We start from the raw sequence: 25,692 nt of genomic DNA, 5'->3' as shown, positions 1-25,692 counted from the left end.
CGATCATTTTGTGTGTCAGGCGACCCGGTACACCCGCTCGCCGCCCTGCGCCTTGTCCGAGACGATGGTCAGACCGAGTTTTTTCTTGAGCGCACCGGCCAGGGTGCCGCGCACTGTGTGGGCCTGCCATCCGGTGACTTCGCAGATTTGCGCGATGGTCGCTCCCTCGGGGCGCTTGAGCATGCCAACCACGCTGGCCTGTTTGCTGTTCTCGCGCGTGCGTGGCGTCTTTGCCTCGGCGCGTGCCGTCGTCTCAATGGCGGTTACCGCCGCTTCGATCTCCGGATCTGCGACCCGGGGGGCGGGCCGGGTGCGCCCCAGCGCGGCGTAACCCTCGTCAGAGACGAACCAGTCGGTGCCCTCAGGGGTGAGCAGGGCGCGGTTGAACAGTCCGTCGAGAACCTTTTTGCGAGCGCCGCCTTTGATGCTGTCCGGGAACCAGTCGATCTTGCCGCCGGTGTGCTCGATTGCGTAGGCCAGGACGGCGTGCTGGGCGGGGGTCAGTTGAGTGGGGGTCATGTGCTGCTCCTTGGGAGTGGTTGATGGGGTGACGTGATGAACGCGCTGTTCGATCACGAAGCCAAGCAGTCCTGGCTCAACGTTGCAACTGCTATCAATCCAATCACTTCATGCCGACGTCCGCTCCGACACCCTGTCGACATCCGGGTTGCGGGGCGGTGCTGGCCACACCCGGCTACTGCGATGCGCACCGTGTTGCGGTGCATCGCGAGTACGGCCGCGCGCGGCGTGGCTTCGATACGGAGCGCGGTTTCTACCAGTCGGCCGCGTGGCGTGCGGTGCGTGCTGCCTTCCTACGCGCACACCCGTTGTGCGCACGCTGCGAGGCGCATGGGCGCGTTGTCGCGGCGGTGGTGGCTGATCACATCCAACCCCTGAAGGACGGCGGCGCACGGTTTGACTGGGCCAACCTGCAGGCCCTATGTGTGGCATGCCACAACCGCAAGACCGCAGGCGAGACGGCCCGACACACCCGACGCATCTGACGGGGGGAGGGGGGTCGAATCTCTACATCGTGCGCAGGGCGATGCGTGCGCGAGGGCGGATTTTTGTGCGTGCAAATTGAAGCAGGGGGGACTCCCCTGCCAGAACCTGAATTGAAATGGCCGGACGCAAACCCCTTCCCACTGCTGTCAAGAAAATCAAGGGAACGCTGCAGAAATGCCGTGTGAACCAACGGGAGCCGCAACCCCAGGGGGATCTGGTTGAACCGCCGGCGTACATGCCGGAGGGCGCCAAAGACGCGTGGCGCTACGCGATTGACAGTGCACCTCAGCACTTGCTGCGCCGGCTGGATATGTCGGTGCTGGAGGTCTGGGCCTGCGCCGCCGATCTGTACCGCAAGGCGCAGGCAGGGCTCGCCAAGACGGGTTTGCTGATCAAAGCGCCCAACACGGGCGTGCCGATGCAGTCGCCCTACCTGGCGATTGCCAACAAGCAGGCGCAGATCATGACGAAGGCGGCGACCGAGATGGGTTTCACGCCGGCTTCGCGCTCGCGCATCACACTGCCGATGGAAGCGGCCGATGATCTGGATCCGTGGTCGGAGATTGCCGGCTGATGGTCGCGCGCAGCTATTCTGCGGTCGCTCGGCAGTACGCCAAGGATGTTGTCGCCGGGCGCGTTGCGACCTGCAAGTGGGTGCGTGCGGCGTGCCAGCGACAACTCCAGGACCTGGATCGGTTCAAGGGCAAAGACAGCCCGTACCGCTTCAATCCGAAGCTAACCGACCGATCTGGCAAGTCGTTTATGCCAGCGGACAACCTGTGCGCCTTCATCGAACGCCTACCGCACGTGAAGGGCCCCCTCGCCGGGCAACCGATTCATCTGGAGCCCTGGCAGGTGTTCATCCTGACCACGGTCTTCGGATGGGTCAAGCCGGATGGCAAGCGCCGGTTTCGCCGGGCCTACATCGAAGTGCCCCGAGGCAATGCGAAATCGACCCTGTCGTCAGCCCTGGCCCTGTACATGCTGGCGGCCGACGGCGAGGGCGGCGCCGAGGTGTACTCGCTGGCCACGACCCGAGACCAGGCCCGGATCGTTTTCGGCGATGCGCAGACCATGGCGCGTCAGTCGGCCGGATTTCGCAGCCGCTTCGGTGTCGGCGTTGGCGCGCACAACATCCATGTGATGACCAGCGGCTCGAAGTTCGAGGCGCTGTCGGCGGAGGGGTCGACGCTAGATGGACTGAACATCCACTTCGGCTGCGTCGATGAGCTGCATGCCCACAAGACCCGCACCGTCTACGACGTGGTGGAGACCGGCACCGGCAAGCGAGACAACTCCCTGTTGTGGGTGATCACCACCGCCGGCAGCAACCGATCGGGGATTTGCTACGAGATCCGGACCTTCGTGACGCGCCTCCTCGATGGCGTGTTCGAGGACGACAGCCAGTTCGGCATCGTCTACGGCCTGGATGATGGCGACGACTGGACGCTGGAAGAGTCCCTGATCAAGGCCAACCCGAACTGGGGCATCTCGGTGCGCCCGGAGGTGCTGGGCCCGCTGCAGGCAAAGGCCATGCAGATGCCCAGTGCGGTGAACAACTTCAAGACCAAGCACTTGAATGAGTGGGTCAACGCGGACACGGCTTGGATGGACATGCGCTCCTGGGACCGCTGCGCCGATGCGAGCCTGGACATCGAAAGCTATGGCGGTCAGCCCTGCTGGATTGGCCTGGACCTGGCCAGCAAGACCGACATTGCAGCCTTGCTGCTGGTGTTCGCTCATCCGGAAATCGACGGCGGCTTTGCCGTGTTCGGTCGCTACTACCTGCCCGAAGACACCGTGCAGGCCAACGGCAACAGCCAATACGCGGGGTGGATGGGCGCTGGAAGGCTAACTGTCACCCCCGGCAATGTGATCGATTTCGGCTGGATCGAGGCCGACCTGATCGAGTTTGCCTCGCGCTTTGCGGTGCAGGCTGTGGCGTTCGATCCCTTCCAGGCGACGCAACTGTCGACTCGGATGATGGCCGAGGGCCTGCCGATGATCGAAGTGCGCCCCACCGTGCTGAACTTCAGTGAGCCCATGAAAACGCTCGAGGCGCTGGTCCTGCAAGGAAAGCTGATTCACGACGGGGATCCGGTGCTCGGTTGGATGGCCAGCAATGTGGTGGCGCACCTGGACGCCAAGGACAACATCTACCCGCGCAAGGAGCGCCCGGAAAACAAGATCGACGGCATTGTGGCGCTGATCATGGGCCTGTCCCGCGCGATCACCCCGGGCACCAACGTCGTTCTGGGCGCCGACTATGAACTGGTGATGCTCTGATGGGGATGTTCAGCTTCCTATCGCGCTGGATGGCGTCGAGCGACGATCGTTCGCCCTGGGGCGATTTCTGGTTTGAGCCAGTCTCCGTGCGCACGTCCAGCGGCATGCGCGTGTCGGCAGACAACGCCCTGCGCTTGGCCGCGGTGTACGCCAGCGTGCGGATCCTGGCCGAGACGATGGCCTCGTTGCCGTTCGTTCTGTATCGCCGACGCGCCGATGGCGGCAAGGACAAGGTCACGGACCACTGGTTGTACCGCTTGCTGGCCAAACGACCCAACCGGTACCAGAACCCCTATGAATGGCGCGAGATGCTGCAGGGGCACTTGGCGCTGCGCGGCAACGCGTACAACCGGATCGTGGCGAACAGTCGGGGTGAGATCCTGGAGTTGGTGCCGATCCATCCGGACCGAATCAAGATGGAGCTGACGCCGGCCGGGGATTACCGCTACCGGGTGACGGACCGGCTCGGGGTGGAAACCGTGGCGCCGCGGGGCGAGATCTGGCACCTGCGGGGGCTGTCCTCAGACGGCTTGATCGGCATGAGCCCGATCGATCTGGCCCGAGAGAGCCTGGGCATGGCGCTGGCAGCGCAGGACTACGGCGCGCGATTTTTCGCCAATGATGCCAAGCCCACGGGCGGCTGGATCGAGTTTCCGGGATCGTTCAAGGACAGCGAGGCCAAGAAGGTCTTTCGCGAGTCCTACCAGGCCGCACAGTCCGGTGCCAACCGGGGTAAGGTGCTCGTCCTTGAAAACGGCATGAAGTTCCACGAAGTGGGGGTCACGAACAAGGACGCTCAATTTCTGGAGCTGCGCAAGTTTCAGATCACGGACATCGCCCGCCTGTTCCGGGTGCCGCCGCACATGATCGCGGACCTGGAACGCGCGACCTTCTCGAACATCGAGCAGCAGAGCCTTGAGTTCGTCATGCACACGATGACGCCGTGGGCCGAGCGCTGGGAGGCAAGCATCGAGTCGGAGCTACTGTTCGACGGCGACGATCTGGAAGTGGAGTTTGATTTCTCCAACCTGATGCGCGGCGACGCGGCCAGCCGATCGACTTACTACCAGAGCGGAATTCAAAACGGCTGGCTGACCCGCAACGAGGCGCGCATAGCCGAGAACCTGAACCCACTCGAAGGTCTGGATGAGCCACTGCGACCCCTGAACATGGTGGAGGAAGGTGCGGCTGGGGATCTTGAGGGCGATGCCGTACAGACCAAGCCGCCGGCGCAGGAAGCTGCGGAGCCGAAAGACGACGAAGCGGCGGCGCGAGTCCGCGCACTGGTGGCGACGAGTGCAGCGCGCCTGGCGCGTCGCATCAGCCGTGCCGGCGCGATCGCGGACAACGACATCGCTCTCATCGCCGATGCACTGGCCGTGCCGGTTACCCGCGTGGCGCAGTGGGCGCAGGACTCCAATGTGCCAATGACGGAGTGCGCACTGAATGAATCACTGGTTTCTCTTGGGATGACGTCATGAACCATCAACTGCTGATCGCTGAATTTCTGGCGACGCCCTGGGCGCTGATGCCCGAACGCTTGAACACGGTCACAGCTGTGATGGCGCGCTGGTCGCGCAACGTGCCGGCCGATTTGGAGGTGCTCGCTGGCATCCATGTCGACCGGGCGGTCCGGGAAGCACGGCGCCAGGCTGCCACGGCGGTGTCGAGTGGTGGCATCGCCGTTCTGCCGCTGTATGGCGTGGTCACTCAGCGCGGCAACATGGTCGACGATGTATCCGGGCCGGGTAGTGTCAGCACCCAGCAGTTCGCATCAGCCCTGCGTCAGGCACTGGCCGACGACACGGTCAGCCAGATCCTGATTGACATCGACAGTCCGGGCGGCAGCGTGTACGGCGTATCCGAGCTTTCTGACGAGATCGCCAGCGCTCGCGCGCAGAAGCCGGTGGTGGCCATCGCCAACAGCCTGGCGGCATCGGCCGCGTACTGGATCGGTTGCTCTGCCGGCGAGTTCTATGTGTCGCCAGGCGGTGAGGTCGGTTCCATCGGCGTCTGGCAGGCCCATTTCGACCACTCGCAGGCGCTGGCCGCCGAAGGCGTGACGCCGACGCTGATCTCGGCCGGGAAATACAAAGTGGAAGGTAACCCCTACGCGCCGCTGGACGAGGAGGCCCAGGGCTTCATGCAATCCCGCGTCGACGACTACTACGCCAGTTTCACCAAGGCGGTGGCCCGCGGTCGTGGTGTGCCGATCGCACAAGTGCGCGATGGAATGGGCCAGGGGCGCGTGCTCGGCGCCGATGCGGCACTGGCGCAGAACATGGTTGATGGCGTTGCGACTTTCGAGGACGTGATCAGGAAGGTCCGCCGCGATATGAAGTCAATGACCGGGTCCAAGGCAAGCCGGTTGGCACAGGCGCAGCGCAAGCTTGCGATGGTTGGCGCTGCGGGGTGATGTGCCGAGATGAGCGCCAATTCACTCTGCATCAAGCTCGGCCACCTTGGCTTTGACCCAGGGGATCTCGGTTCGCTTGCGCACACTGAATGTGTACCCGCTAGTCTTGAACAGGCCCTCTGGCACAGCAATGATCCGCCCCCATGTGGTGTGGTCTCCGCCAGTGTTGTTCTGCTCTTTCGTGATTACCACCGTGGTGTCGTGATCGAAGAAGAACTTGACGAGAGCGTCCCGGTCCATGGTTGGCACCGACGTGCCGAACAGAATTTCATATCGCTGGTCTCGCCCAAACCAGTGGCCTCGCTGCAAGTCGGTGGGCTTCCCGGTCGCGGCGATCCTGCGGAGGGCCTCTTCACTGATGCCTACGACTCGCCACGACTGCGCGCAGGCCGCAATGTTTTCGAAGGCACCCTGTCGCGCCCACTTGGGGAAAGTTGGCGGAGCATCCTTCAGCAGCATGTATGCCTTGAAGATGAAATTAGCGGTGGCTTCGTCGGGCGCATGCGGGCGATTGATTGCATGCATAACTTGAAAGCCTTCTGTATCCATTGCTAATTGGTCCTCGTCGATTGCGGATAGCCATTTTCCCGTCTTCAGGAATTCGAAGTTCGGGAATGCGGGTCAGGCGGCCGGTTTCTTCTTTTTCGATGACCTCGCGGCGAGCTGTTCGGCGGCTTTGATGAGACGAAATGAAAGGCCTTGCGCCGTGTCGCATCGGAACGGAGTGAACTTGTCGAGCGAGGACTTAGCCGAGTTGGGTCGGATCACCAGCTTTTCCTCGGTCACTCGCGCGACACTTGCCAGTACTTGCATCCGAATGAGCCACGAACACCGAATGTCGTTCATGTCACCATTCAAGAGGACCGCTACGAGGTGGGCATCATCGAACTCGCGTAGTGCAGCAGTCCGGACTTCGAAATGCACGCCGCTTCCCGGTTTCGTTGTCCCCGGTCTGTTCAGCGTTGTAGTACGGGACTTCACCTGGATCGGTATCGCCACGCCCGTCTCCTTGTCGTAGATCAGCAGGTCGATGCCATCGTCGTCCGCGATCGAGTAGAACGGCGAAAGCCGCCCGCCGGACTCGCGCAGGAGCGCGCTCACGACGACGCTCTCGCCGATTGCGCCTTTTTGCGTCGCTGTGAGAACGTACTTCCCATCATGAAGTCCTGCCATCTTGCCCCCATCGTCGGCTGCCATTGTTGACCCAGTGACGCCGAAGGACGACTTTCAGTCTTCAGCGGTCAGATGGACAGATCGGTCCATTCCTAAGAATTATCAGGCGCGGCTCCGTTGAGCGGCGCCACTCGCTGACACGACCCGTCGGTCGTACCCAAACCAGCCACCTTCGGGTGGCTTTTTCACGTCCATTGAACCCGCCGCGTGCGGGTTTTTGCTTTTGGAGAACCAAAATGAGCAAGCAACTGCGCGAGCTTCAGGCTCGCAAGTCCGCCCTGGTCAAAGAGGCCCGCGGCCTTACGGATCGCGTCGCTGGCGAGGGCCGCGACATGACCGACGAGGAAGTCGCCGCCTTCGACGCGCTGCGCACACGTATCGATGCCGCATCGGCCGCCGTCGACCGGGAGGCCGCCCTGATCGCCGACGAGGCCCGCATCGGGGTGGCCAGCGCCATTGGCCCCATCGTCACGGACAACCGCGAAGCCGATCCCAAGCGCGGCTTCGGGTCGCTTGGCGAATTCATGCAGGCGGTCTACCAAGCCGACAAGCCCGGCCAGTCGATCGACGCCCGGCTTCTGCTGGGCGGGATCGGCGCTGCAGCGCCGGTCAACTTCGGCAACGAGGCCGCTGGCCAGGACGGCGGATTTCTGGTGCCGCCGCAGTTCTCCCAGGAGATCTTCAAGCTGTCTCTGGGTGAGGATTCGCTGCTGCCGCTCACCGACAACGTCGAGATCAGCGGCAACAGCATGGCTTTCCCCAAGGACGAGACCACGCCCTGGGGCACCAACGGCATTCGCGCCTATTGGCAAGGCGAGGCGACGTCGGCTGTCGCCACCAAGCCGGTGCTGGGCCTGGCCACGCTGCGCCTCAAAAAGCTGATGGCGCTGGTCCCCACCACCGACGAGTTGCTCGACGACGCCAACGCGCTGTCCACATACCTGCCCGAGAAGGTGGCCCTGTCGATTCGCTGGAAGACCAACGAGTCGATCCTGTTCGGCGCCGGCAACGGTGTGCCGGTCGGGTGCATGAATGCCGGTGCTATCGTCACCGTGGCCAAGGAATCGGGCCAGGCGACGCAAACGCTGGTGCCGCAGAACCTGGCCAAGATGATCGCTCGCCTGCCGCCCGGGTCCTTCACCAATGCGGTGTGGATCATCAACAACGACGTCCTGCCGGCGCTGTTCACGCTGAGCCTGGGCAACTATCCGATCTACCTGCCCATGGCGGCAGCGGTCGGCGGCATCCAGGTCTCGCCCTACGGCACGCTCTTGGGTCGCCCGGTGTTCGTCTCGCAGCATGCCAACACATTCTCGTCCCAGGGCGACGTGATGCTGGTTGATCTCTCCTACTACCAGACCATCACCAAGGCCGGTGGTATGCAGACGGCGACCTCCATGCATCTGTACTTCGATGCGGATCTGACGGCGTTTCGCACCACCTTCCGCATGGACGGCCAATCCAAGATCGCCAGCCCCATCGCTCCCGCCAAGGGCAGCAACACGCTGTCGCCCTACATCCAGCTGGCCGCGCGCTGATTCGACTCCGGCCCTCGCGGGCCGGCTTCACAACCATTTCTGATTACTGGAGCTCCTTCATGAATCCCAACGTCAAATTCGCTGAGCGCACCGCCGTTCTGGCAACCTTGGACCCCGCCAGCGTGGCGGCCGGTACCGTGGTCACCACCTGGGTGCCGGTGGCCAACTTCCATAGCTTTGCCGCGCTGATCAACACCGGCGTGCTTGGCACCGCCGCCACTCTGGACGCCAAGCTGCGCCAGGCCACCGATGCGACCGGTACCGGTGCCAAAGACATCCCCGGCAAGGCGATTGCCCAGATCGTCAAAGCCAGTGGCGACAACAAGCAGGCGATCGTGGAATGTCGCTCGGACGATCTCGACCATGACGGGGGCTTTGCCTGGGTTGCCCTCTCGGCCACCGTGGGCGTCGCCGCGTCGATCTTCAGCGCGACCTTGCTGGGTGTGCATCCGCGCTATGCGCCTGCGTCGGCGTTCAACCAGGCGAGCGTCGTTCAGACGGTCTGAGTGCCCCCGGGCCCCGGGGCTTGACGCCGTGGGGCTTGGCCCAAGGATGCCATGCTCGTTCAAACCAGCCCTCCTGCCATCGAACCGGTGACACTGGCCGAGGCACGCCTGTTCTGTCGGGTCGATGGCGCGGGGGAAGATGCCTTGCTCGCGTCCCTCATCACGGCCGCCCGGCAGGATGCGGAGATGCTGCTGCAGCGCAGCCTGATCACACAGGGCTGGCGGCTGGTGCTGGATGCGTTCCCTGCCGGCGCGATCGAGCTGGAACGTGGAACCGTGCTCGCTGTAACAAGCATCACGTACGCGGATATGAGCGGGGCAACGCAGCCCCTGGCGCCGACCGACTATGCGACGGACCTGAGCGGCTGCCCTGGCCGAATCACGCCGGGCTACGGCAAGACTTGGCCCGCTGCGCTGCCTCAAATCGCGGCGGTCAACATCGATTACACCGCTGGCTTTGGCCCGGCCGCCGAAGACGTGCCCGAGGGCATCAAGCGCTGGATCAAGATGCGGGTGGCCACCGTCTACGCGCATCGGGAAGAGGTCGCCACCACCGGCAGCACCCCTCACTTCTTCGTCGCTGGCCTGCTGGACCCCTGGCGGGTGGTGAGGATCTGAAATGCAAGCCGGCAAGCTGCGCCACCGGGTGAGTCTGCAAAGTCTCGTCCCGTCCCAGGATCCGGTGACAGGGGTCGTCACCAACGCCTGGACCGCGTTGGCCACCGTGTGGGCATCTGTGGAGCCGCTGTCGGCGCGCGAATTCCTGCAGGCATCGGCGCTCAGCTCCCAGGTCGTCGCGCGCATACGGATCCGCTACTTGGCCGGTGTCATGTCGTCCATGCGGATCATCCATGGCGAGCGTACCTACAACATCGAGGGTGTTCTGCCGGATGCGGCCAGCGGCACCGAGTATCTGACCCTGCCTGTGAGCGAGATCGTCAATGGCTAGTGTGGAGATCAAGGTGCGCGGGCTGGAGCAAGCGCTGCAGCGCCTGGGCGCGGCCGTTGGTGAGTCGGTTCTGCGCTCGGCCGGCGCAGCCGGCGCGCAGGTGTTCAAGGACGAGGTGATCGCTCGCGCTCCGGAGGCGACGGGTTTTCTCAAATCCCAGGTCATCATCGCGCACGCGGGCGACAAGTCCGAAGGCGCCAAGCGTCAGACCTATGTGGTGCGCGTGCGCGGTGGCAAGTATGCCAACACGCGGGCCAACCGCCGCAAGGGCCGCGTCGGGCAGGAGAGTGCGACGGGCGACGCCTACTACTGGCGCTTCCTGGAGTTCGGCACCTCCAAAGCGGTGGCGCGGCCTGTCATCCGCCCATCCTGGGAAGCGCGCCGGGCGCACGCGCTGGAAGTCATGCGTGCTCGGCTGTGGGAGCGGGTACAGGCGGCACTGCGGGGCAGCGCATGACTGTGGAGGACAGCATCTTCGCGGCGCTCAAGACGCTGGTGGCCGATCGAGTCTATCGAGACGTCGCGCCGCAAACCGTGACGGCGCTGCCGCGCATCACCTTCCAGCAAGTGGGCGGCGCGCCGGTGAATTTCGTCGACGCCGCGACGCTGCCAGATAAGAAGAACGCGCGCTTCCAGGTCAACGTCTGGGCGGCCGACCGAGACAGCGCGGCAGCGCTCTCGCGCAGCGTGGAGGACACGCTTCGCGCCTACACGGCGCTGCAGACCACGGTCCTGGATGAACCCACCGCCGTGTTTGAGCAAGACACGCGGCTGTACGGCACGCGCCAGGACTTCTCGTTCTGGTTCTAGTTTTTCTCAGCGCCCTTTCCGGGCCCATCCACCAGCCGCCTTCGGGCGGCTTTTTTAATCCCGAAAGGAAATCATCATGACGGTACGCGTACCCAACGGATCGCTGATCCACATCGCCTCTGGCTATGGGTCAGTCAAGACTATGTCCGCTGTCACCAATGCCAGCCCGGCGGTCGCAACGCTGGAAACCTCGCACGGCGTGATCGTGAGCGACATTCTGGAAGTCACGTCCGGCTGGTCGCGCCTGACTGACAAGATCGTGCGCGTCAGCGCCGTGGCCACCAATGACGTGACGCTGGAAGGCTACAGCACCACATTGACCTCGATCTACCCGCCCGGCAACGGCGTCGGGACGGTTCGCGAGATCACCGGGTGGACCCAGCTCACGCAGATCCTGCAGTCGGGCTCCAACGGAGGCGAACAGCAGTTCCTGGAATACCAGTTCCTGGAAGGCGATGCCCAAAAGCGCATCCCGACCTTCAAGAACGCCGCCGGCCTGACTTTCAGTGTGGGCGACGACGACACCCTGGCAGGCTACATCTTGGCGGCGGCGGCCAACGACGACCGCCTGCAGCGCGCGGTTCGAATCACGCTGCCCTCGGGCGCGCTGCTGTTCTACAACGCCTACATCAGCCTGAACAAGACGCCGAGCCTCACCGTGAATGAGCTCATGGCGGTGGAAGTCACGCTGTCGCTGCTGAACGAGCCGGTGCGCTACGCCTCCTGATCATGGCGAAACTCACACTCAAAGCGAGCCCCACCTTCCAGGCAAAGGTGGGCATTCCGGTGGCGGGAGGCGCTTCGGTGGATGTCTTGTTCACCTTCAAGCACCGCACCAAGACCGAGTTGGTGGAGTTTGTGTCGACGCGCGCCGACAAAACCGACGAGGACAGTTTCCTCGACATGGTGACCGGCTGGGACCTGGAGGACGAGTTCGGGCCGGACGCTGTGAAGCTGCTGTTGGAGAACTACATCGGCGCGGCGGTCGCCACCTACGAGGTCTACAAGGCCGAATTGGTAAAGGCGAAGTCGGGAAACTGAAGGCGGTAGCTCGCAGGCTCTACACCGACGAGAAGCCACCGACACCGGAAGAGGCCGCCAAGTGGGGCCTGACGGTGGAGGAAGCGAGCGCGCCGCCCACCGAAGTCTGGCCCGACAACCTGCCGGCCGTGAACTTCTTTATCGCGTTGGGCGGGGGCTGCTGGAACCTGGGCCCGAACGGCCCCACGGGCCTGCGGCCCGAGGCGTTCCGGGAAGTGCGGCTGGCCCAGCGCATTCGCGCGGCCGACTGGCCGGACATCTTTGAGGACCTGCGCGTCCTTGAAGACGCTGCGCTTGAAACCATGAGGCAGAGCAAATGACCGATGTAATTGGCCGCGGGGTCATTGAGGCCAGCGTCGACGCCAAGGGCGTGAAGGCTGGCATCGAGGACGCCAAGCGTTCGATCAGGAGTCTGGGCGGAGCCACGTCCGAAGCGAGCAAGAGGGCGTCGGACTCCATCGACCGCTACGTCAAGCGCCTGCAGATGCAGGCAGCGACCGCCGGCAAGACCGCGCGCGAGACGGAGCTCTACAAGCTGTCCCTGCGCGGGGCTTCAAAGGAGCAGCTGGCCGCCGCGGACTCGGCCCTGAAGATGGTTGCGGGTTATGAGCGCGGCGTAGCCATCGGCGCTCGCATGCGCACGGCCTTCATCGGTCTGGCCGCCGCTGCCGGGGCGGGCCTGATTGCGGGGACCGTCGCCTTTGATCGGTTGATCAAGAAGGCGGGGGATTTCCAGGACATCGCCGAAAAGACCGGCGACACCGCGGTGAACATCGCCTCGCTGGCGGTGGCAGCTGGGACGGCCAACACGTCGATGGAAACCATCACGGCGGCGTCTGAGCGGCTGACCAAAGGTCTGACCGGCGTTGACGACGAAAGCAAGGCGGCGGGCGCTGCCGTTGCCGCGCTGGGCCTGGACCTGAAGACGTTCAAGGACCTGCAAGCCGCCGATCAGTTCGAAGCCGTGGCCAAGGCCCTGGCCGGATTCGAGGATGGCGCGGAAAAAACCGCCGTCGCCATGGCGCTGTTCGGCAAGTCAGGGGCTGAGCTGCTGCCGTTCCTGAAGGAGCTGGGCCAGGAGGGCGGGCGCCAGAACATCCTGACGGCCGAACAGATCCGGCTGGCTGACGAGTACAGCGACCGGCAGGCCAAGCTGCGCACCGAGATCAGCCTGCACGCGCAGGCGATCGCCAGCGATATGTTGCCGGCGCTCAACGACTTCACCGCCACGATCGCGCAGGTCGCCAAGGACCAGGACTTCGCGGCGACCGCATCCGACCTGCTAAAAGGCGCGCTTGGGGGCGCGGTCGTCGTGTTCCAGACGATTGCGATCGTCGCCAGCGACGTGGGTTTTGTGTTCAAGGGCGTCGGGCGCGAGATCGGAGCAATTGCCGCCCAACTTGCCGCACTGGCGCGCCTGGACTTTGCTGGGTTCAGCGCGATCAGCGACGCCGTGCGGGGCGACGCGGTTCGTGCGCGGGCGGAACTGGATCGGTTCCAGGCCGGCATCATGGGCATCGGCAATGGAGCGTCGATTGCGTCGGGCAAAACCACTGGCGATTTCGCCCGCCAAGACCGCGCTGGCACTCGGCCGCGCCTGAAATTCAGCGGGGCGGTCACCAAGGACAAGAGCGGCGCCAGCACTGCGGCCCAGGAAGCCAAGGCGCAGCTCGCGTTCGATCTGGACCAGATCAAGAAGGCCTCCGAGGCGCTGATCAACACCTACGGCAACGCCGAGAGCATCATGCAGGCGCAGCGGACGGCCGGGCTGGTGGACGAGCGCGAATACTACGCATCCAAGCTGGCGCTGATCAACCTGAACGCTCAGGCCCAAGAGGACGCGCTGGGCCAGCAGATCGAGCGCGTGAAGGCCGAAAAGCTCGCTGGCAAGGACAAGATCGAGGCCGACCGCAAGATCCTGGACCTGGAGGCGCAGCGCGCCAAGGTCCGAGAGAACGCCGTCGCCAGCGTCGAAGTGCTCGGCATCCAGGAACGCGCATCGATCGCCAAGACGACGCAGGCCTACGAGGACGCCACGATCGCGGCGCGCGAGTACCTCGACACTTTGGCCAGGCGCAATGCGCGCGAGCTGGAAGGCGTGGGCAAGGGCGAGAAGTTCCGCGAACGGCAGTCCGGCCTGAACGAGCTGGAGGACGGGTTCCTGAAGGAAAAGCAGCGCCTGGACCGCGATCGGCGCAACAAGCAGATCACCGAAAGCGAGTTCGCGCAGTACCTGCAAGTGGCGCGCGAGACCTACGCCGCCGAGGTGGAGCTATATAACCAGCGCACGATCGCGATGGATGCCAAGCAGGCCAACTGGCTCAACGGCCTGTCAGAGTCCCTGAACAACTACATCGACCGGGCCCGCGATGTGGCCGGGCAGACGAAGGACCTGTTCGACAACGCGTTCCAGGGGCTGGAAGACGCCATCACGGACGTCAGCAAAGGGAAGGCCGATTTCAAGGGGCTGATCAATTCGATTGCCGCCGACATCACCCGCCTATCCGTGCGCTCGGTCCTGGGGCAAGGCCTGGAGGCGCTCAAAGGCTCCGACCTGTTCGGCGATCTGTTCAAGAGCATCGGCGGATCGGCTGCCGGAACCGGAATCGGGGCCGCAGGGGCTGCCGCCAGCGCTGCCGCAGCCGCGCAGACTGCCGCCCAGACGGCCGCTGTCACTGCTAATACCGTGGCCCTGACGTCTTCCACAGCATCGGCCACGGCCCTGTCGGCCGCGGAAGTTGCCGCATCTTCGGCGATCGCTGCTGCTTCTGCTTCGTCCGCTGCGGCCCTTGCGTCGCTCACCGCCGCCGCAGCGTCGGCCGCGACTGCGCTGTCAGCCATTTCGGCCTCGTCCGCAACGAACGGCGGCGGCGTCGGCTCCATCTTCAGCCTGTTCGGCGGGGGCGGCAACGCCGGCGGCACGATCGCCAGCGACGAGGCCCTGGCGCTGTTCTTTGGCGACAAGGGCGGCTACACCGGGGACGGCGGCGTGAACGAAGTGGCCGGTGTGGTGCACGGCAAGGAGTTCGTCTTCAGCGCACCGGCCGTCAAGACGATCGGGCTGGAAACACTGGAGCAGATGCACCGCAAAGGAGTTGCCGGCAGCCGAGCTCTCGGTGGGCCGGTGTCCGCCGGGCAGCTGTACGAGGTGAACGACCGCGGGCGCCCAGAATTGCTCGAGGTGGGCGGCCATCAGTACTTGATGATGGGCAATCAGGGCGGAACCGTCACGCCGGAGGCACCCCCAGCCACACGCGGCGACACCTACGTGACCGTTCAGGTCACGCCGCCGGCCGGCTCCACGCGGGAGTCAGCGCAGCAATGGGGCGCAACCGCGGGGCGCCAGCTGCAACATGCCTTGCGCAGGAACGGCTGATGGCCATCACCGTGTTCGGCGACGTGATCCTCTCAAACAGCGTGCTGGCAGCGGGAGTGACGGGCAAGAACCTGCGCCGCAATGCCCGCGTACCCACCGACAACGGCTTCGAGTCGATCAACATCATCTGGTCGCAGACGCTGCGCCAGTACACGCTGGGCCTCGTGCCATTGCGCCTGGAGCAGTGGCAGGCCATCGAGACGCTGCACGAGATCACCGAGGGCGGCGCTTACGGCCTGCTGCTGCAAGATCCCAAAGACAGCACCGTGAGCGACGGCGTCATGACGCAGATGAGCGCGGGCGTGTACCAGCTGCACAAGCGATATCTACACGCCGCGTCCTCGCGCTTCAAGACCCGCAAGATCACCCGGCCTCAGGCGGCAGGCTTTGCGCCCACGGTGGCCGGCGTGCCGTTGGCACCCGCCAGCTACACGCTGGATACCACCACCGGTCGCGTCACGATCCCATCGGCTCCAGCCGCGGCAAGCTTGGCGTGGACCGGCAACTTCTATGTCCCTGTGCATTTCATGGAGGACACGATTGATTGGGACTTGGTGGTGTCAGGCCCGGCCACGCAGCGCTTTGTGGCCGGACCTTCCGTGGTGCTGCAGGAGATCCGCGAATGAAAGCCATGTCTGCGGCCCTGAAGGCCCACTACGCGCTGGGCACCACCACGCTGGCCACCTGCTGGAAGGCCACGCTGACGGATGGCACCGTGGTTGCGGCCACGTCCCTCGATCGCGACCTCGTCTTTGACGGCGTCACCTACCTGGCGACCGCGAGCTACACCCCCACGAACATCGAGAGCACGGCCGAACTCAATCCCGACAACCTGGAGGTGGCCGGCTTCTTGGCGTCGCCCGCCATCACTGAGGCCGATGTGCAGTCGGGTCGTTGGGACTACGCCGCCATCGAACTGTTCGAGGTGAACTACACCGATCTGTCGATGGGCAAGAACGTGCTGCGCGCGGGCACGCTGGGCGAGGTGAGGGCGGGACGCGCCACTTTCACCGCGGAACTGCGCGGCCTGATGCAGGCCTACTCGCGCACCATCGTTCGCCTGACCACCAAGGACTGCACCGCAGACCTGGGTGATGCCCGCTGCAAGGTGGCGTTGGCCGCGTTCACGGTGAGCGGCGTGGTGGAGAGCGTCAGTGGCAACCGAGTCATCATGGACCTGGCGCGAACCGAGGCGGCCAACTGGTTCACGGCGGGCAAGCTGACCTTCACCAGCGGCTTGAATGCGGGCCTGAGCATGGAAGTCAAGCAGAGCGGCACAGGTCAGATCGCGCTGCACCAGGTCATGCCGTTCACCATTGCTGCAGGAGACACCTACACCCTCTACGCCGGGTGCACCAAGCGGTTCGCCGAAGACTGCCAGACCAAGTTCGCCAACGGCGTGAACTTCCGCGGCTTCCCGCACCTGCCGGGCAGCAAGGTCTATGCGGGGCCCGATCGATGAAGGCTGCCGAGATCGTTGCCCTGGCGCGCGAGACGTTGGGTACCTCATACCAGCATCAGGGGCGAGTCAGTGGGCTTGCGCTCGATTGCGCTGGGGTGCCCGTCCATGTGGCGCAGCGTCTGGGCATTTCGCTGGCGGACTACACCCGCTACGGACGCCTGCCGGTGCCGGGCGAAATGCGCGCGGCTCTCGACGTACACCTGCAGCGCGTGCCCAAGGACGCGATGCAATTGGCCGACGTCGTATGGATTCGGTTCCAGCATGAGCCGCAGCATCTGGGGATCGTCGCCGACTATCCGCATGGCGGCTTCTCGCTCATCCACGCGTACAACGGCGCAGGACTCTCGCAAGTGGTGGAACACCGGCTGGACCCGACGTGGCTCAGTCGCATCGTGGCGGTGTGGCGCTACCCCGGAGTTGAGCTGTGAGCGGGCAACTGATCGGCGGCATCGTTGGCGCGGCCATCGGGATGTTCACACCGATGGGCCCGGCCTGGGGCTGGATGATCGGCAGCACGCTCGGCGCGCTCGCCTTCCCGCCAGCCGGGCCCGACGGTCCGCGCCTGTCCGATCTCAGCCCCCAAGCCAGCGAATACGGCAGGCCGATTCCCCTGGTGTTCGGCACCGTGGGCGTGGCCGGCAATGTCATCTGGGCGTCCGACCTCGTCGAAGTGCAGGGCGAAGCGGGCGGTGGCAAGGGCGGGGGAGGTGCCACCGTCTACAGCTATTTCGCCAACTTCGCGGTGGCCTTGTGTGAGGGCGAAGTCACACTGGGTCGGATCTGGGCCGGCCCCGAAAAGCGATTGATTTGGGACGGCGCGATTCTGGAAGGGGCGGACGCGGGCGCCGTACTGCGCTTCTATCCGGGCCGCGACGACCAATTGCCCGATCCGCTGATCGAGTCTTACCTCGGCGTGGGCAACGTGCCGGCGTATCGCGGCACCGCGTACCTGGTGCTGGAACACTTTCCGCTCAAAAAAGACGGCAACCGCATTCCCTTCCTCACGGTGGAAGTCGGGGCGCTGGCCAGCAGCGCGCCCACGAACCTGGGCGTGGTCTGGATCTCGCAGGTCATCGTGACCAGCACGTACTACGCGGCGTTCTACTGGGGCTCCTACTACGGGGTGGTGATCCGCCATCTGGACGACAACACCCTCTTTGCGCACTACACCTACCCGGGCAGCCAGTGGGACGTGAACGCCACCTGGGAGTACGACCCCGACCGCGAAGCCTTCATTCGTTGCAACGCGCTGCGCACTTACACGACGCTGGCGCTTTCGAACGGCGCGATGACCGATCATGTCATCGCCGAGGCAACGCTGACAGACGGCAACCCCGGCAACAACACGGCGTATTGCGTCTATCACAACGGCGCCTACATCTTCGGCGGCTACAACTCACCGGGGAACGCGCAGCGGGTGACGCTGTACGTGGTGGATCCGGACACGCATGCGCCGCTGGCGACCTATGTTTCCGACACCGACGCCGGGACATTCCGGGGCCCGCTGCTGGCGCCGCTGGCCGGCGAGGCCTGGGTGTGCGGCTACAGCTACCCACAGCGGCTGTCTCGATTCGCACTGAGCCTGGGCAGCACGCCGGCTGATCTGGGCGCGCCCGCGCCGACCGCGCTGTCGTATGTCGCGGCCAACATGGTGGTTGATCCGAACACCGGATTCATCTGGTCGGCAAGCTTCGACGGCGGCAACCTGGAGGTTCACTGCAATGACCCGGCCACCGGGTTGATCTATTCGGAAACGATCGCCACCAGCTTCTGGACGCTGGCCGGGCGTCCATTCACCTTCACCCCCGGACAAGTCATCATCACCGGGGACAAGTGGCTGGCGACGGATTGCTTTCAGACGTTTGTCGCGGACCCGCCTTCGTACGTCGGCGAATCGGTCGGCGGCTATCACGGTACTGCCAACATCAACGTCCTGGCGTACAACCCGGTGACGCTGGACCTGATGGCGTTTCGGGACGGGGGAACGATCTGCTTCGGCGATCCGAGCGATCCGGCATCGGTCAACTTCCTGCAGCCGGGCTCCTTCAACCAGGAGCCGGACAACAAGTACCTGGGCGAAGCGGACGGCACGACCCATCCTCAAGGGCAGCCGTTGTCCGAGATCGTCACCATCCTCTCGGAGCGCGCGGGACTGGAGGCCTTGCAGATCGATGTCACGCAGCTGACCGACATGGTGGATGGCTACGCGCTGGCACGCCAGACCACGGTGCGCGCGGCCATCGACACCTTGCGGCCGGCCTACTACTTCGACGCAGTGGAGTCCTCCGGCGTCGTCAAGTTCGTCAAGCGCGGCGGGGCGATCGCCGCGGTGATTCCAGATGACGACCTGGCCGCGCATGAGGCCGGGCAGTCTACCTCGGACGCGCTGCTGACGACCCGGCAGATGGAAGTGGAGCTGCCGCGCACGCTGAACGTCAATTACTTGCTGCAGGCGACCGACTATTCCAGCGCGACCAAGGTGACCCAGCGCCTGGTCGGCTCCAGCGAATCGGAGCAGACTTTGGAGCTGCCCCTGGTGCTGACTGACACCAAGGCGCAGCAGGTGGCCGAGGTGAACCTGCACGTGGCCTGGGTTCAGCGCCTCGCTTATAGCTTCAGCCTGCCGAAGAAATACGCCTGGCTGGAGCCCACCGACTGCGTGGTGGTCAAGGGCTATCCGATGCGGCTCGGCAAGATCTCTGCGTCGCCGGATGGTGTGCTCAAGTGCGAGGCGCTGGCCGACGACGCGAACTACTACGTGCCGAATGTGGTGGTGACGGAGACGCCTGACAGCGGCAAGCTCGTGTACGTGCCTGGCGCCACCCGCCTGGAGTTGATGTGAACATCAACATGCTGCGCGACAGCGACGACGACGCCGGCTTCTACGCCGCGGCCTGCGGCCTGGCCACCGGCTGGAGGGGCGCTGCGTTGTTCCAGTCCAGCGATGCCGGCGCTACCTACAGCATGCTGGCCTCGCTCACGGGCAATGCCACCCTGGGGACGGTGAGCAACGCGCTCGGCGACTTCCACGGTGGCAACATCCCCGACGAACTCAATTCGGTCACGGTTGTTCTGGCGCACGGCACCCTGTCATCGGTCCCCTATGCCAGTTTCATCAACGGTGCGCAGGTCGCCGTGGTCGGCTCGGAGATCGTCTCTTTCCGCGACGCCGCGCTCAATGGCGATGGCAGCTACACGCTTCGCGGGCTGCTGCGGGGGCGACGCGGCTCGGAGTACGCCATGGGTGCGCACGTTGCCGGCGAGCGCTTCGTGCTGCTCAATCCAGAGACGATCGCGCGAGTTGCAGCCGGCACCGCCGAAATCGGCATGACCCGCTTGTACAAAGCGGTGACCTATGGCTCGTCGCTGGCCGTAACGCCCGCCCAGAGCTTCACCAATGAGGGGATGGGCCTCAAGCCTTATGCCCCTGTCCACTTGGGCGGCGGGCGCGACGCTGCGGGCGACCTCGCGCTCAACTGGATGCGGCGCAGCCGCGTCTCTGGCGAATGGCGCGATGCGGTGGACGTGCCGCTGGGCGAGACCACTGAAGCCTATGACGTGGAAATCTGGGACAGCACCTACACCACACTCAAGCGAACCATCACCGGCATCAGCGCGCCCACCACCGTTTACACGGCCGTGCAGCAAACGGCCGATTTCGGCGCGCCGCAGTCGACGGTCTATTTCCGCGTCTTTCAATTGAGTTCGATTGTTGGGCGCGGCCATGCCGCGTCCGGTTCGGTCTAGCGCATTCGCGGGTGCAACCGCAAGCCGCCTTCGGGCGGCTTTTGTTCTTCTACGGGGAAAGCCAAATGGCGGACAGCACGACAAACCTTGACACGATTTCGAGCGGGCAAGCGTCCAAGGAAGTAACCGCGAACGCGCTGTTCGACGCGATGTCGGCCAACGCGCTTTACGGTCGGCGCGCAAGTACGACCGCGGCGCTGACCTGGGGATACTACGGCGGCCACTACGCGAAAGCGGACGGCACGATCACGGCGATCGCGAACGGGACTATCGCGCTTTCGGCGTCCCTCACCAATTACATACTCGACACGGACGGCGTCGTCAGCAAAGTAACCGCCGCGCCCGCGGGATGGCCAGGACCGCTCGCGGGCGGCGCGGTCGCGCTCTACGCGGTTGTATGCGACGCCTCAGGCGTCACCAGCTATACCGACTACCGGACGCGGCTGCGTGGTCCGAAGGGCGACACGGGCGACACGGGCGACACGGGCGCGACAGGGGCAACCGGCGCGACGGGGCCGACTGGTCCAACCGGGCCTTCCGGCACCGCGCCGCTGACCACCAAGGGCGATCTGCTCGGGTTCGACACGGCGGTAGATCGCATCCCCGTGGGCTCGAACGGGCAAGTCCTTACGGCCGATTCGACGCAAGCTCTGGGCCTCAAGTGGGCCAATGAGCCCTTCGACGTGCTGACGTTCTACCCTGGCGTTCCTGGCGCGTCCGCGAAGCTGTTCCGAGGCAAGCTGGCGCGGGCTGTCACGTTCCCTGGCAACTTCGCTGGGGCCTATTTCGCCGCGAGTGCGAACGCGACGGCCACCACGGTGTTCGACATTCAAAAAAACGGATCGTCCATCGGCTCTTGCTTAATCGCATCGGGCGGCACCACCGCGACGTTCACGAGCACGAGCGGGGCCGCGCAGTCTTTCGCCGCTGGCGATGTCTTGTCGATCATCGCGCCTGCCACGCCGGATGCGACGCTGGCGGACCCGGCCATCACGCTTGCCGGAACGAGGTAAAGGACAATGAGCGCACATCGCTACTGGCGCATTCTCGTCAACACCATCCAGAGTGGCGCGTATGTCTCCATTGTTGAAATGGAAATGTTCGAGACGGCATCGACAACCGACGCCACAGGTTCTGGAACGGCAGCGGCCAATTCCACCTATACGCCGGAAGGGGCCACCCCAGCCAAGGCATTCGACAATGTCTTGACCTACCCCGGCTGGACAAATAACGGCGATGGTGCCGGGTGCTGGCTCGCTTATGACTTCGGCTCGGGCGTCACCAAGGATATTGCCGCAGTCTCTCTGCTCAATCGCAACGATTCTTGGTATTTCCAGATTCCCTCGATCTTCAGCATTCAACATAGCGATGACGCGTCCTCGTGGACCACGCTGTTTTCAGTGTCGGGGCTTACTTGGTCCAGAGGACAGAGACGCTACTTCACCGCAAGCGGCGAACTCTCGGCTGAAGATTTTGCGGTCCTCTCGGACGATCCAGCCAAAGAGTACGTCAAGAAGATTGTCACGTACGCCGTGTTCGGCGGGACGACTCAGGCGGAAGTCATCAAGGCATTGGGCTACGCCGTGTTCGGCGGGACGACTCAGGCGGAAGTCATCAAGGTAATGGGCTATGCCGTGCTCATGGCAGCGTCAGCAAAACGGCCCACCGTGTTTGCAGCAACGTGAGGAAACCAAAATGAACTACTATTTTGTAGGCGGCGAGGACTCCGATCTTAAGGGCGTGGGCAACGTGTCCGTCGATACGGCAGGCACCACATATCGTCGCGCAGCCTATTCGCGCTGTTCGCTGGGCGTCGTGTCTGACCCGGCCTCAGGTTGGCAGTTTTCGCTGGGCGCAACCAGGTCGTCCTTCTGGCTGACCGCGATGGTTTATTGGGCCAACTACTATTTGCCCTACCAAGGCAACGATCTGATCGCCTTTTACGATGGCGCGGTCCCTCGGATCAAGATTTCCGGCGATGGCAACAACCCCGGTCGTTTCCTGATTCAAAAGGTCGATGCCTTGGGGACCGTTACCACGCTCTCAACGTCTGCGGGCGCTATGCCCAATGGGGCCTGCACGCGGCTCGACGTGTTCGTGAACTACGGCACGAGCGGGGAAGTCTCGGTGTACGCAGGCGGTCTGCTCGTCGCGAGTTATTCGGGCAATGTCGTTACCAATAGTGCGGCCGGCTTGGACTCGGTTTTGCTTAAAGCCTATAGCGGCTACAGCGGCAGCGGCAGTTGCTACTGGAGCGAAGTCGCTGTCGCCGACGCCGACACGCGCGCCATCAGCGGCATCATGACGCTTGTTCCAACGGGGGCTGGGAATAGCTCGTCGTGGTCGGGCTCCTACGGCAACATCAATGAAGCCGTGCTTGACTCCAACAACATCAACTCCGGCACTGCCAACCAAGTGTCACAGTTCACGATCACGCCGACCGGCACGATTGCCTCGGGCTCCGCTGTCGGGGCCCTGGTCGTGAGTGCTCGCGGGCACATCGGCAGTTCCGGCCCCCAAAACCTACAGGCAAGCGTCCGCACGTCGAGTACCGACTACTTCTCATCGAACCTCCCGGTGGCGGCGACCTATAAGGCGCTGCAAGCCTATTGGCTAACCAACCCGAGCACCAGCGCGGCGTGGTCGGCGGCGGACCTCAATGCGGGCGGCTTCAACATTGGCGTGAAGTCGATCACCTAAAACTGAAGCAGGCCGCCTCGCAAGCAGAACGGCCGGAAGCCCGCCGACGCGGCTGAATCAACCTGGGACCCGCCCTGATGTTCATACATCGGGCGGGTTTCCTCATTTGTGGAGACTGGGAAATGACTGATCCTGACCAACCCGCACTCGTTGAAAACATGCTCCTGCTTCGCAAGGAAGACTTCGACGATCTGCTGGAGCGTTCTGCTGAACGCGGCGCCGAGCGGTGCCTCGCGCATCTTGGCCTGGAAAACGGCCACGCCGCCCGAGATATTCGGGAACTGCGCGATCTGATCGAAGCCTGGCGCGAAGCTCGGCACACGGCGTGGCAGACCTTCGTGAAAGTTCTGACCACCGGCCTCCTGGCCGCTTTGCTGGTCGGCGCTGCCATCAAGCTCAGGGTGCTGGGAGGTGGGCAATGATCGAGACCTTGCTCGGCGGCCTCCTGGGCGGGGCCTTCCGTCTGGCGCCCGAAGTTTTGAAGTGGCTGGACCGCAAGGGTGAGCGCGGTCACGAGCTGGCGATGCAGGACAAGGCGCTGGAGTTCGAGAAGCTGCGCGGTGCGCAGCGGATGTCGGAGATCGGCGCCGGGGCAGATGCCGCGTGGAACGTAGGTGCCATTGAGGCCCTGCGGGAGTCGGTCGCAGCCCAGGGCCAGCAGTCACGAGTGCGCTGGGCCGATGTGCTGTCCATCAGCGTGCGGCCGGTTATCACCTACTGGTTCATGGCGTTGTACTGCGCAGCGAAGACGGCGGCGTTCGTCGGGGCCATGTCGGGCGGGGCCGGTTGGGGAGCCGCGATCCTGCACGGGTGGACCGAGGCCGATCAAGCGCTGTGGGCAGGCGTGCTGAACTTCTGGTTCCTTGGCCGCGTGTTCGATCGAGTGCGGTCGTGATCGCAGTGCCGCAGGCTGCCATCGATCTGGCCAAGCGGTTCGAGGGGTTTCATCGGGTGCCAAGAGCCGATCCAGGCCGAGCGCATCCCTACGTCTGCCCAGCAGGCTACTGGACCATCGGCTACGGACGCCTCTGCGCTCCGCAGCATTCGCCAATCACGGAGGCAGAGGCAGAAATCTACTTGGCCACCGACCTCAGGACGGCGCTGAATGCCACGCTGCGTTACTGCTCGGGGTTGGCCACCGAGCCCGAAGGGCGGCTCGCCGCCATCGTGGACTTCACGTTCAACCTTGGCGCGGGGCGGCTGCAGACCTCAACGCTACGGCGGCGAGTGAACCAGCGGAACTGGATGGAGGCCGGGCAGGAGTTGCGCCGATGGGTCTATGGCGGCGGGAAAGTGTTGCCGGGACTTCTCGCACGACGTGAGGCTGAGGCCGCTTGGCTGCTTCGCAACGACTGATCCCGAACCGCGCGAAAGAGCTTGGCTTTACCGCCGAACAGCGCGTTCATGTCACCAACGCAAACACGGAGCATTGCTCATGAGCAACAGATTCAAAATAGCCGTCATCGACGACGTGACTTCACGCAACATCAACGCCAGCTTGCAAGACCACCTTCTCGACCTGTTCGAGTCGGCCATGAAATCTGTGGCAACGACACTGGTGCGGGAGGCCAAATTCGACACCACCGACTTCGCCACCGCTAATGGGCGCGGCTGCGAGGGGTTCACGCTGCTGGTGAGCCGCACCCGGGCCGACTCACCTGACGGCTGGTTCGGCGCGTTTCAGCGCGGCGACGAACGTCTCGACGTCATCGGCCACCTGGAATAGGCGGTCAATCGTCCAGATCGGGACCGTCCCAGTCCGCTGGGCGCGCCTCGCCGGTCTGGTAGAACTGCTTCACCAGTTTCACGTACTCCAGAAAATCCCGATTCTCCGTGGCCAGCCGGTTGGCCATGTCCCAATCGATCTCGTCGCGCTCGCGGGCGGGAATCAGCACCTGACTATCGGCAGGGTTGTCCATGTCCAGCTTGATGAAGCCAATGCCGTGGGCCGCGAACAGCATCCGCAGTTCCTTCAGCGTGTCGGTGCCGCCGATTTCCGCCGCGACCAGATAGCCGAAGTTGGCCCACGACGAATTCGACACCGCCTGAAAGAAGCACTCGCGCACGTTCGAGCGGTTGATCAGCAGCTTGGCCTCGAACGACCACAGCTTGGTTCGCTTGTCGGAATACTGCGTCACGCAGTCGCGCACTTCGCGATGCCACTCTTTGCCCAAATCCTCCATGCCCACCACGTCCGGGTACAGCCAGCGGTTGCCGTTGGGCCCGCGCTTGTTGGACGAGCGCTTCTCGTCGACGCGCTTGGAGAACACACCGAACTCCTCCCACAGATATTGCGATAGCAGCGGGTAGAGCGCGTGTTCGTCGATCTTGGGCGGCCCTTCGTCCTCCGCCGACGTGGCCGCAGCACCTTCACTCTCGACAGCAGCCACCTCGGCGCTGTCCGACCGCTCCGAGTAGTAATGCTTGCGCGGTCGCCCCTCGGTCGTCTTCAGCTCCAGATGTTTTTTTTGCAGGCGCGGCAACTGCGAGCTGATCTCTCGCACGATCTGCTGCACCAGTTCGGCATCCGTTTCGAGGCGTTGGCTGTTCTGCTTCTTGGCCTGACACTGCTCGGGATAGGTGGCAAATACCCACTCGGCGATCTGCCGCGCGGTGAATTTCTCATCCGGGTGCGCCTTGAGGTAGCCGACGACGGTTCTTGCCAGATTCAATTCCATATCCA

The 25,692-nt window shown here is 64.2% G+C and carries 31 protein-coding genes; 27 read left to right on the top strand and 4 right to left on the bottom strand.

The genetic code is table 11. The features are described 5' to 3' along the window. Positions 1–15: 15 nt before the first annotated feature. Complete coding sequence (locus JI739_RS05355) at positions 16–519, bottom strand: DUF3489 domain-containing protein (RefSeq protein ID WP_201682777.1); 504 nt, start codon at positions 517–519, stop codon at positions 16–18. Positions 520–629: 110 nt separating this feature from the next. Here JI739_RS05355 and JI739_RS05350 point away from each other — a divergent pair, with 110 nt between their 5' ends. From JI739_RS05350 to JI739_RS05330, 5 genes are all read left to right on the top strand, one after another. Continuing rightward, the gene (locus JI739_RS05350) at positions 630–1,004 is read left to right on the top strand and encodes an HNH endonuclease (RefSeq protein ID WP_236589069.1); all 375 of its coding nucleotides are present in this window, start codon (positions 630–632) and stop codon (positions 1,002–1,004) included. A 116-nt stretch (positions 1,005–1,120) separates the two neighbouring features. Next, the gene (locus JI739_RS05345) at positions 1,121–1,579 is read left to right on the top strand and encodes a phage terminase small subunit P27 family (protein ID WP_201682775.1); all 459 of its coding nucleotides are present in this window, start codon (positions 1,121–1,123) and stop codon (positions 1,577–1,579) included. Then, positions 1,579–3,291 (top strand): terminase large subunit, encoded by a 1,713-nt coding sequence (locus tag JI739_RS05340; RefSeq protein WP_201682774.1) that lies wholly within the window; start codon positions 1,579–1,581, stop codon positions 3,289–3,291. Before JI739_RS05345 ends, JI739_RS05340 begins: the two co-directional genes overlap by 1 nt. Next, positions 3,291–4,772, top strand: a complete 1,482-nt coding sequence (locus JI739_RS05335; protein WP_201682773.1) for a phage portal protein — start codon at positions 3,291–3,293, stop codon at positions 4,770–4,772. The genes JI739_RS05340 and JI739_RS05335 overlap by 1 nt, the downstream gene beginning before the upstream one ends. After that, entirely contained in the window at positions 4,769–5,707 is a 939-nt protein-coding gene (locus tag JI739_RS05330; RefSeq protein WP_201682772.1) for a S49 family peptidase, read from the top strand. The genes JI739_RS05335 and JI739_RS05330 overlap by 4 nt, the downstream gene beginning before the upstream one ends. Positions 5,708–5,728: 21 nt before the next feature. Here JI739_RS05330 and JI739_RS05325 read toward each other — a convergent pair whose 3' ends face one another. Together JI739_RS05325 and JI739_RS05320 are read right to left on the bottom strand one after the other, a co-directional pair. Next, complete coding sequence (locus JI739_RS05325) at positions 5,729–6,256, bottom strand: hypothetical protein (RefSeq protein ID WP_201682771.1); 528 nt, start codon at positions 6,254–6,256, stop codon at positions 5,729–5,731. 72 nt (positions 6,257–6,328) lie between these two features. Next, a complete protein-coding gene (locus tag JI739_RS05320; RefSeq protein WP_201682770.1) occupies positions 6,329–6,904 on the bottom strand; it encodes a hypothetical protein in 576 nt (191 codons plus the stop codon). 212 nt (positions 6,905–7,116) lie between these two features. Here JI739_RS05320 and JI739_RS05315 point away from each other — a divergent pair, with 212 nt between their 5' ends. The 22 genes from JI739_RS05315 to JI739_RS05210 all read left to right on the top strand — a co-directional run bounded on the left by JI739_RS05315 (position 7,117) and on the right by JI739_RS05210 (position 24,735). Then, positions 7,117–8,418 (top strand): phage major capsid protein, encoded by a 1,302-nt coding sequence (locus tag JI739_RS05315; protein WP_201682769.1) that lies wholly within the window; start codon positions 7,117–7,119, stop codon positions 8,416–8,418. 59 nt (positions 8,419–8,477) lie between these two features. Beyond that, positions 8,478–8,924, top strand: a complete 447-nt coding sequence (locus tag JI739_RS05310) for a hypothetical protein (RefSeq protein ID WP_201682768.1) — start codon at positions 8,478–8,480, stop codon at positions 8,922–8,924. Positions 8,925–8,975: 51 nt separating this feature from the next. After that, positions 8,976–9,542, top strand: a complete 567-nt coding sequence (locus tag JI739_RS05305; RefSeq protein WP_201682767.1) for a head-tail connector protein — start codon at positions 8,976–8,978, stop codon at positions 9,540–9,542. Position 9,543: 1 nt separating this feature from the next. Further along, positions 9,544–9,873, top strand: a complete 330-nt coding sequence (locus JI739_RS05300; protein WP_201682766.1) for a phage head closure protein — start codon at positions 9,544–9,546, stop codon at positions 9,871–9,873. A 1-nt stretch (position 9,874) separates the two neighbouring features. Further along, positions 9,875–10,330: an HK97-gp10 family putative phage morphogenesis protein gene (locus JI739_RS05295; protein ID WP_201682765.1), complete on the top strand. Its 456-nt coding sequence runs from the start codon at positions 9,875–9,877 to the stop codon at positions 10,328–10,330. Then, complete coding sequence (gp17, locus tag JI739_RS05290) at positions 10,327–10,683, top strand: tail completion protein gp17 (RefSeq protein ID WP_201682764.1); 357 nt, start codon at positions 10,327–10,329, stop codon at positions 10,681–10,683. The genes JI739_RS05295 and gp17 overlap by 4 nt, the downstream gene beginning before the upstream one ends. A 76-nt stretch (positions 10,684–10,759) precedes the next feature. Continuing rightward, positions 10,760–11,410 carry a phage tail protein gene (locus JI739_RS05285; RefSeq protein WP_201682763.1) on the top strand — a complete coding sequence of 217 codons (651 nt, stop codon included), beginning with the start codon at positions 10,760–10,762 and terminating at the stop codon, positions 11,408–11,410. A 2-nt stretch (positions 11,411–11,412) separates the two neighbouring features. Beyond that, positions 11,413–11,724: a phage tail assembly chaperone gene (locus JI739_RS05280; RefSeq protein ID WP_201682762.1), complete on the top strand. Its 312-nt coding sequence runs from the start codon at positions 11,413–11,415 to the stop codon at positions 11,722–11,724. Between the two features lie 74 nt (positions 11,725–11,798). Then, complete coding sequence (locus JI739_RS05275) at positions 11,799–12,044, top strand: DUF1799 domain-containing protein (RefSeq protein WP_201682761.1); 246 nt, start codon at positions 11,799–11,801, stop codon at positions 12,042–12,044. Continuing rightward, positions 12,041–15,100, top strand: a complete 3,060-nt coding sequence (locus tag JI739_RS05270; protein WP_201682760.1) for a phage tail tape measure C-terminal domain-containing protein — start codon at positions 12,041–12,043, stop codon at positions 15,098–15,100. Before JI739_RS05275 ends, JI739_RS05270 begins: the two co-directional genes overlap by 4 nt. Beyond that, on the top strand, positions 15,100–15,726 hold the full coding sequence (locus tag JI739_RS05265) for a DUF2460 domain-containing protein (protein ID WP_201682759.1): 627 nt from the start codon (positions 15,100–15,102) through the stop codon (positions 15,724–15,726). The genes JI739_RS05270 and JI739_RS05265 overlap by 1 nt, the downstream gene beginning before the upstream one ends. Continuing rightward, the gene (locus JI739_RS05260) at positions 15,723–16,562 is read left to right on the top strand and encodes a phage/gene transfer agent baseplate hub protein (protein WP_201682758.1); all 840 of its coding nucleotides are present in this window, start codon (positions 15,723–15,725) and stop codon (positions 16,560–16,562) included. The genes JI739_RS05265 and JI739_RS05260 overlap by 4 nt, the downstream gene beginning before the upstream one ends. Then, complete coding sequence (locus tag JI739_RS05255) at positions 16,559–16,990, top strand: NlpC/P60 family protein (RefSeq protein WP_201682757.1); 432 nt, start codon at positions 16,559–16,561, stop codon at positions 16,988–16,990. Before JI739_RS05260 ends, JI739_RS05255 begins: the two co-directional genes overlap by 4 nt. Then, positions 16,987–19,404, top strand: coding sequence for a phage tail protein (locus JI739_RS24825; protein WP_201682756.1), 2,418 nt, complete (start codon positions 16,987–16,989; stop codon positions 19,402–19,404). Before JI739_RS05255 ends, JI739_RS24825 begins: the two co-directional genes overlap by 4 nt. Then, complete coding sequence (locus JI739_RS05245; protein ID WP_201682755.1) at positions 19,401–20,309, top strand: GTA baseplate fiber-binding domain-containing protein; 909 nt, start codon at positions 19,401–19,403, stop codon at positions 20,307–20,309. The genes JI739_RS24825 and JI739_RS05245 overlap by 4 nt, the downstream gene beginning before the upstream one ends. An 11-nt stretch (positions 20,310–20,320) precedes the next feature. Next, on the top strand, positions 20,321–21,322 hold the full coding sequence (locus tag JI739_RS24775) for a hypothetical protein (protein ID WP_290428769.1): 1,002 nt from the start codon (positions 20,321–20,323) through the stop codon (positions 21,320–21,322). A 6-nt stretch (positions 21,323–21,328) separates the two neighbouring features. Next, positions 21,329–21,994, top strand: a complete 666-nt coding sequence (locus JI739_RS05235) for a discoidin domain-containing protein (RefSeq protein WP_201682754.1) — start codon at positions 21,329–21,331, stop codon at positions 21,992–21,994. Positions 21,995–22,004: 10 nt separating this feature from the next. Continuing rightward, a complete protein-coding gene (locus JI739_RS05230) occupies positions 22,005–23,009 on the top strand; it encodes a hypothetical protein (RefSeq protein WP_201682753.1) in 1,005 nt (334 codons plus the stop codon). Positions 23,010–23,131: 122 nt separating this feature from the next. Beyond that, positions 23,132–23,431 carry a DUF6127 family protein gene (locus JI739_RS05225; protein WP_201682752.1) on the top strand — a complete coding sequence of 100 codons (300 nt, stop codon included), beginning with the start codon at positions 23,132–23,134 and terminating at the stop codon, positions 23,429–23,431. After that, entirely contained in the window at positions 23,428–23,904 is a 477-nt protein-coding gene (locus tag JI739_RS05220; RefSeq protein WP_201682751.1) for a hypothetical protein, read from the top strand. Before JI739_RS05225 ends, JI739_RS05220 begins: the two co-directional genes overlap by 4 nt. Then, a complete protein-coding gene (locus tag JI739_RS05215) occupies positions 23,901–24,365 on the top strand; it encodes a lysozyme (protein ID WP_201682750.1) in 465 nt (154 codons plus the stop codon). Before JI739_RS05220 ends, JI739_RS05215 begins: the two co-directional genes overlap by 4 nt. Positions 24,366–24,444: 79 nt before the next feature. Further along, positions 24,445–24,735 carry a hypothetical protein gene (locus JI739_RS05210; RefSeq protein ID WP_201682749.1) on the top strand — a complete coding sequence of 97 codons (291 nt, stop codon included), beginning with the start codon at positions 24,445–24,447 and terminating at the stop codon, positions 24,733–24,735. A gap of 4 nt (positions 24,736–24,739) precedes the next feature. Here the strand turns inward: JI739_RS05210 and JI739_RS05205 are convergent, their stop codons facing one another. After that, complete coding sequence (locus tag JI739_RS05205) at positions 24,740–25,687, bottom strand: COG2958 family protein (protein ID WP_201682748.1); 948 nt, start codon at positions 25,685–25,687, stop codon at positions 24,740–24,742. Positions 25,688–25,692 lie beyond the last annotated feature (5 nt).

The organism is Ramlibacter aurantiacus, assembly GCF_016722895.1.
Classification (GTDB): Bacteria; Pseudomonadota; Gammaproteobacteria; order Burkholderiales; family Burkholderiaceae_C; genus Ramlibacter; species Ramlibacter aurantiacus.
Note: the sequence above shows the minus strand (reverse complement) of the source record. Positions and strands in the feature narration are given on the sequence as shown.

Coding starts and splice junctions, on each gene's coding strand:
- JI739_RS05355 (WP_201682777.1), bottom strand. CDS start 519: ATGACCCCCACTCAACTGACCCCCGCCCAGCACGCCGTCCTGGCCTAC.
- JI739_RS05350 (WP_236589069.1), top strand. CDS start 630: ATGCCGACGTCCGCTCCGACACCCTGTCGACATCCGGGTTGCGGGGCG.
- JI739_RS05345 (WP_201682775.1), top strand. CDS start 1,121: ATGGCCGGACGCAAACCCCTTCCCACTGCTGTCAAGAAAATCAAGGGA.
- JI739_RS05340 (WP_201682774.1), top strand. CDS start 1,579: ATGGTCGCGCGCAGCTATTCTGCGGTCGCTCGGCAGTACGCCAAGGAT.
- JI739_RS05335 (WP_201682773.1), top strand. CDS start 3,291: ATGGGGATGTTCAGCTTCCTATCGCGCTGGATGGCGTCGAGCGACGAT.
- JI739_RS05330 (WP_201682772.1), top strand. CDS start 4,769: ATGAACCATCAACTGCTGATCGCTGAATTTCTGGCGACGCCCTGGGCG.
- JI739_RS05325 (WP_201682771.1), bottom strand. CDS start 6,256: ATGGATACAGAAGGCTTTCAAGTTATGCATGCAATCAATCGCCCGCAT.
- JI739_RS05320 (WP_201682770.1), bottom strand. CDS start 6,904: ATGGCAGCCGACGATGGGGGCAAGATGGCAGGACTTCATGATGGGAAG.
- JI739_RS05315 (WP_201682769.1), top strand. CDS start 7,117: ATGAGCAAGCAACTGCGCGAGCTTCAGGCTCGCAAGTCCGCCCTGGTC.
- JI739_RS05310 (WP_201682768.1), top strand. CDS start 8,478: ATGAATCCCAACGTCAAATTCGCTGAGCGCACCGCCGTTCTGGCAACC.
- JI739_RS05305 (WP_201682767.1), top strand. CDS start 8,976: ATGCTCGTTCAAACCAGCCCTCCTGCCATCGAACCGGTGACACTGGCC.
- JI739_RS05300 (WP_201682766.1), top strand. CDS start 9,544: ATGCAAGCCGGCAAGCTGCGCCACCGGGTGAGTCTGCAAAGTCTCGTC.
- gp17 (WP_201682764.1), top strand. CDS start 10,327: ATGACTGTGGAGGACAGCATCTTCGCGGCGCTCAAGACGCTGGTGGCC.
- JI739_RS05285 (WP_201682763.1), top strand. CDS start 10,760: ATGACGGTACGCGTACCCAACGGATCGCTGATCCACATCGCCTCTGGC.
- JI739_RS05280 (WP_201682762.1), top strand. CDS start 11,413: ATGGCGAAACTCACACTCAAAGCGAGCCCCACCTTCCAGGCAAAGGTG.
- JI739_RS05270 (WP_201682760.1), top strand. CDS start 12,041: ATGACCGATGTAATTGGCCGCGGGGTCATTGAGGCCAGCGTCGACGCC.
- JI739_RS05265 (WP_201682759.1), top strand. CDS start 15,100: ATGGCCATCACCGTGTTCGGCGACGTGATCCTCTCAAACAGCGTGCTG.
- JI739_RS05260 (WP_201682758.1), top strand. CDS start 15,723: ATGAAAGCCATGTCTGCGGCCCTGAAGGCCCACTACGCGCTGGGCACC.
- JI739_RS05255 (WP_201682757.1), top strand. CDS start 16,559: ATGAAGGCTGCCGAGATCGTTGCCCTGGCGCGCGAGACGTTGGGTACC.
- JI739_RS05235 (WP_201682754.1), top strand. CDS start 21,329: ATGAGCGCACATCGCTACTGGCGCATTCTCGTCAACACCATCCAGAGT.
- JI739_RS05230 (WP_201682753.1), top strand. CDS start 22,005: ATGAACTACTATTTTGTAGGCGGCGAGGACTCCGATCTTAAGGGCGTG.
- JI739_RS05225 (WP_201682752.1), top strand. CDS start 23,132: ATGACTGATCCTGACCAACCCGCACTCGTTGAAAACATGCTCCTGCTT.
- JI739_RS05220 (WP_201682751.1), top strand. CDS start 23,428: ATGATCGAGACCTTGCTCGGCGGCCTCCTGGGCGGGGCCTTCCGTCTG.
- JI739_RS05210 (WP_201682749.1), top strand. CDS start 24,445: ATGAGCAACAGATTCAAAATAGCCGTCATCGACGACGTGACTTCACGC.
- JI739_RS05205 (WP_201682748.1), bottom strand. CDS start 25,687: ATGGAATTGAATCTGGCAAGAACCGTCGTCGGCTACCTCAAGGCGCAC.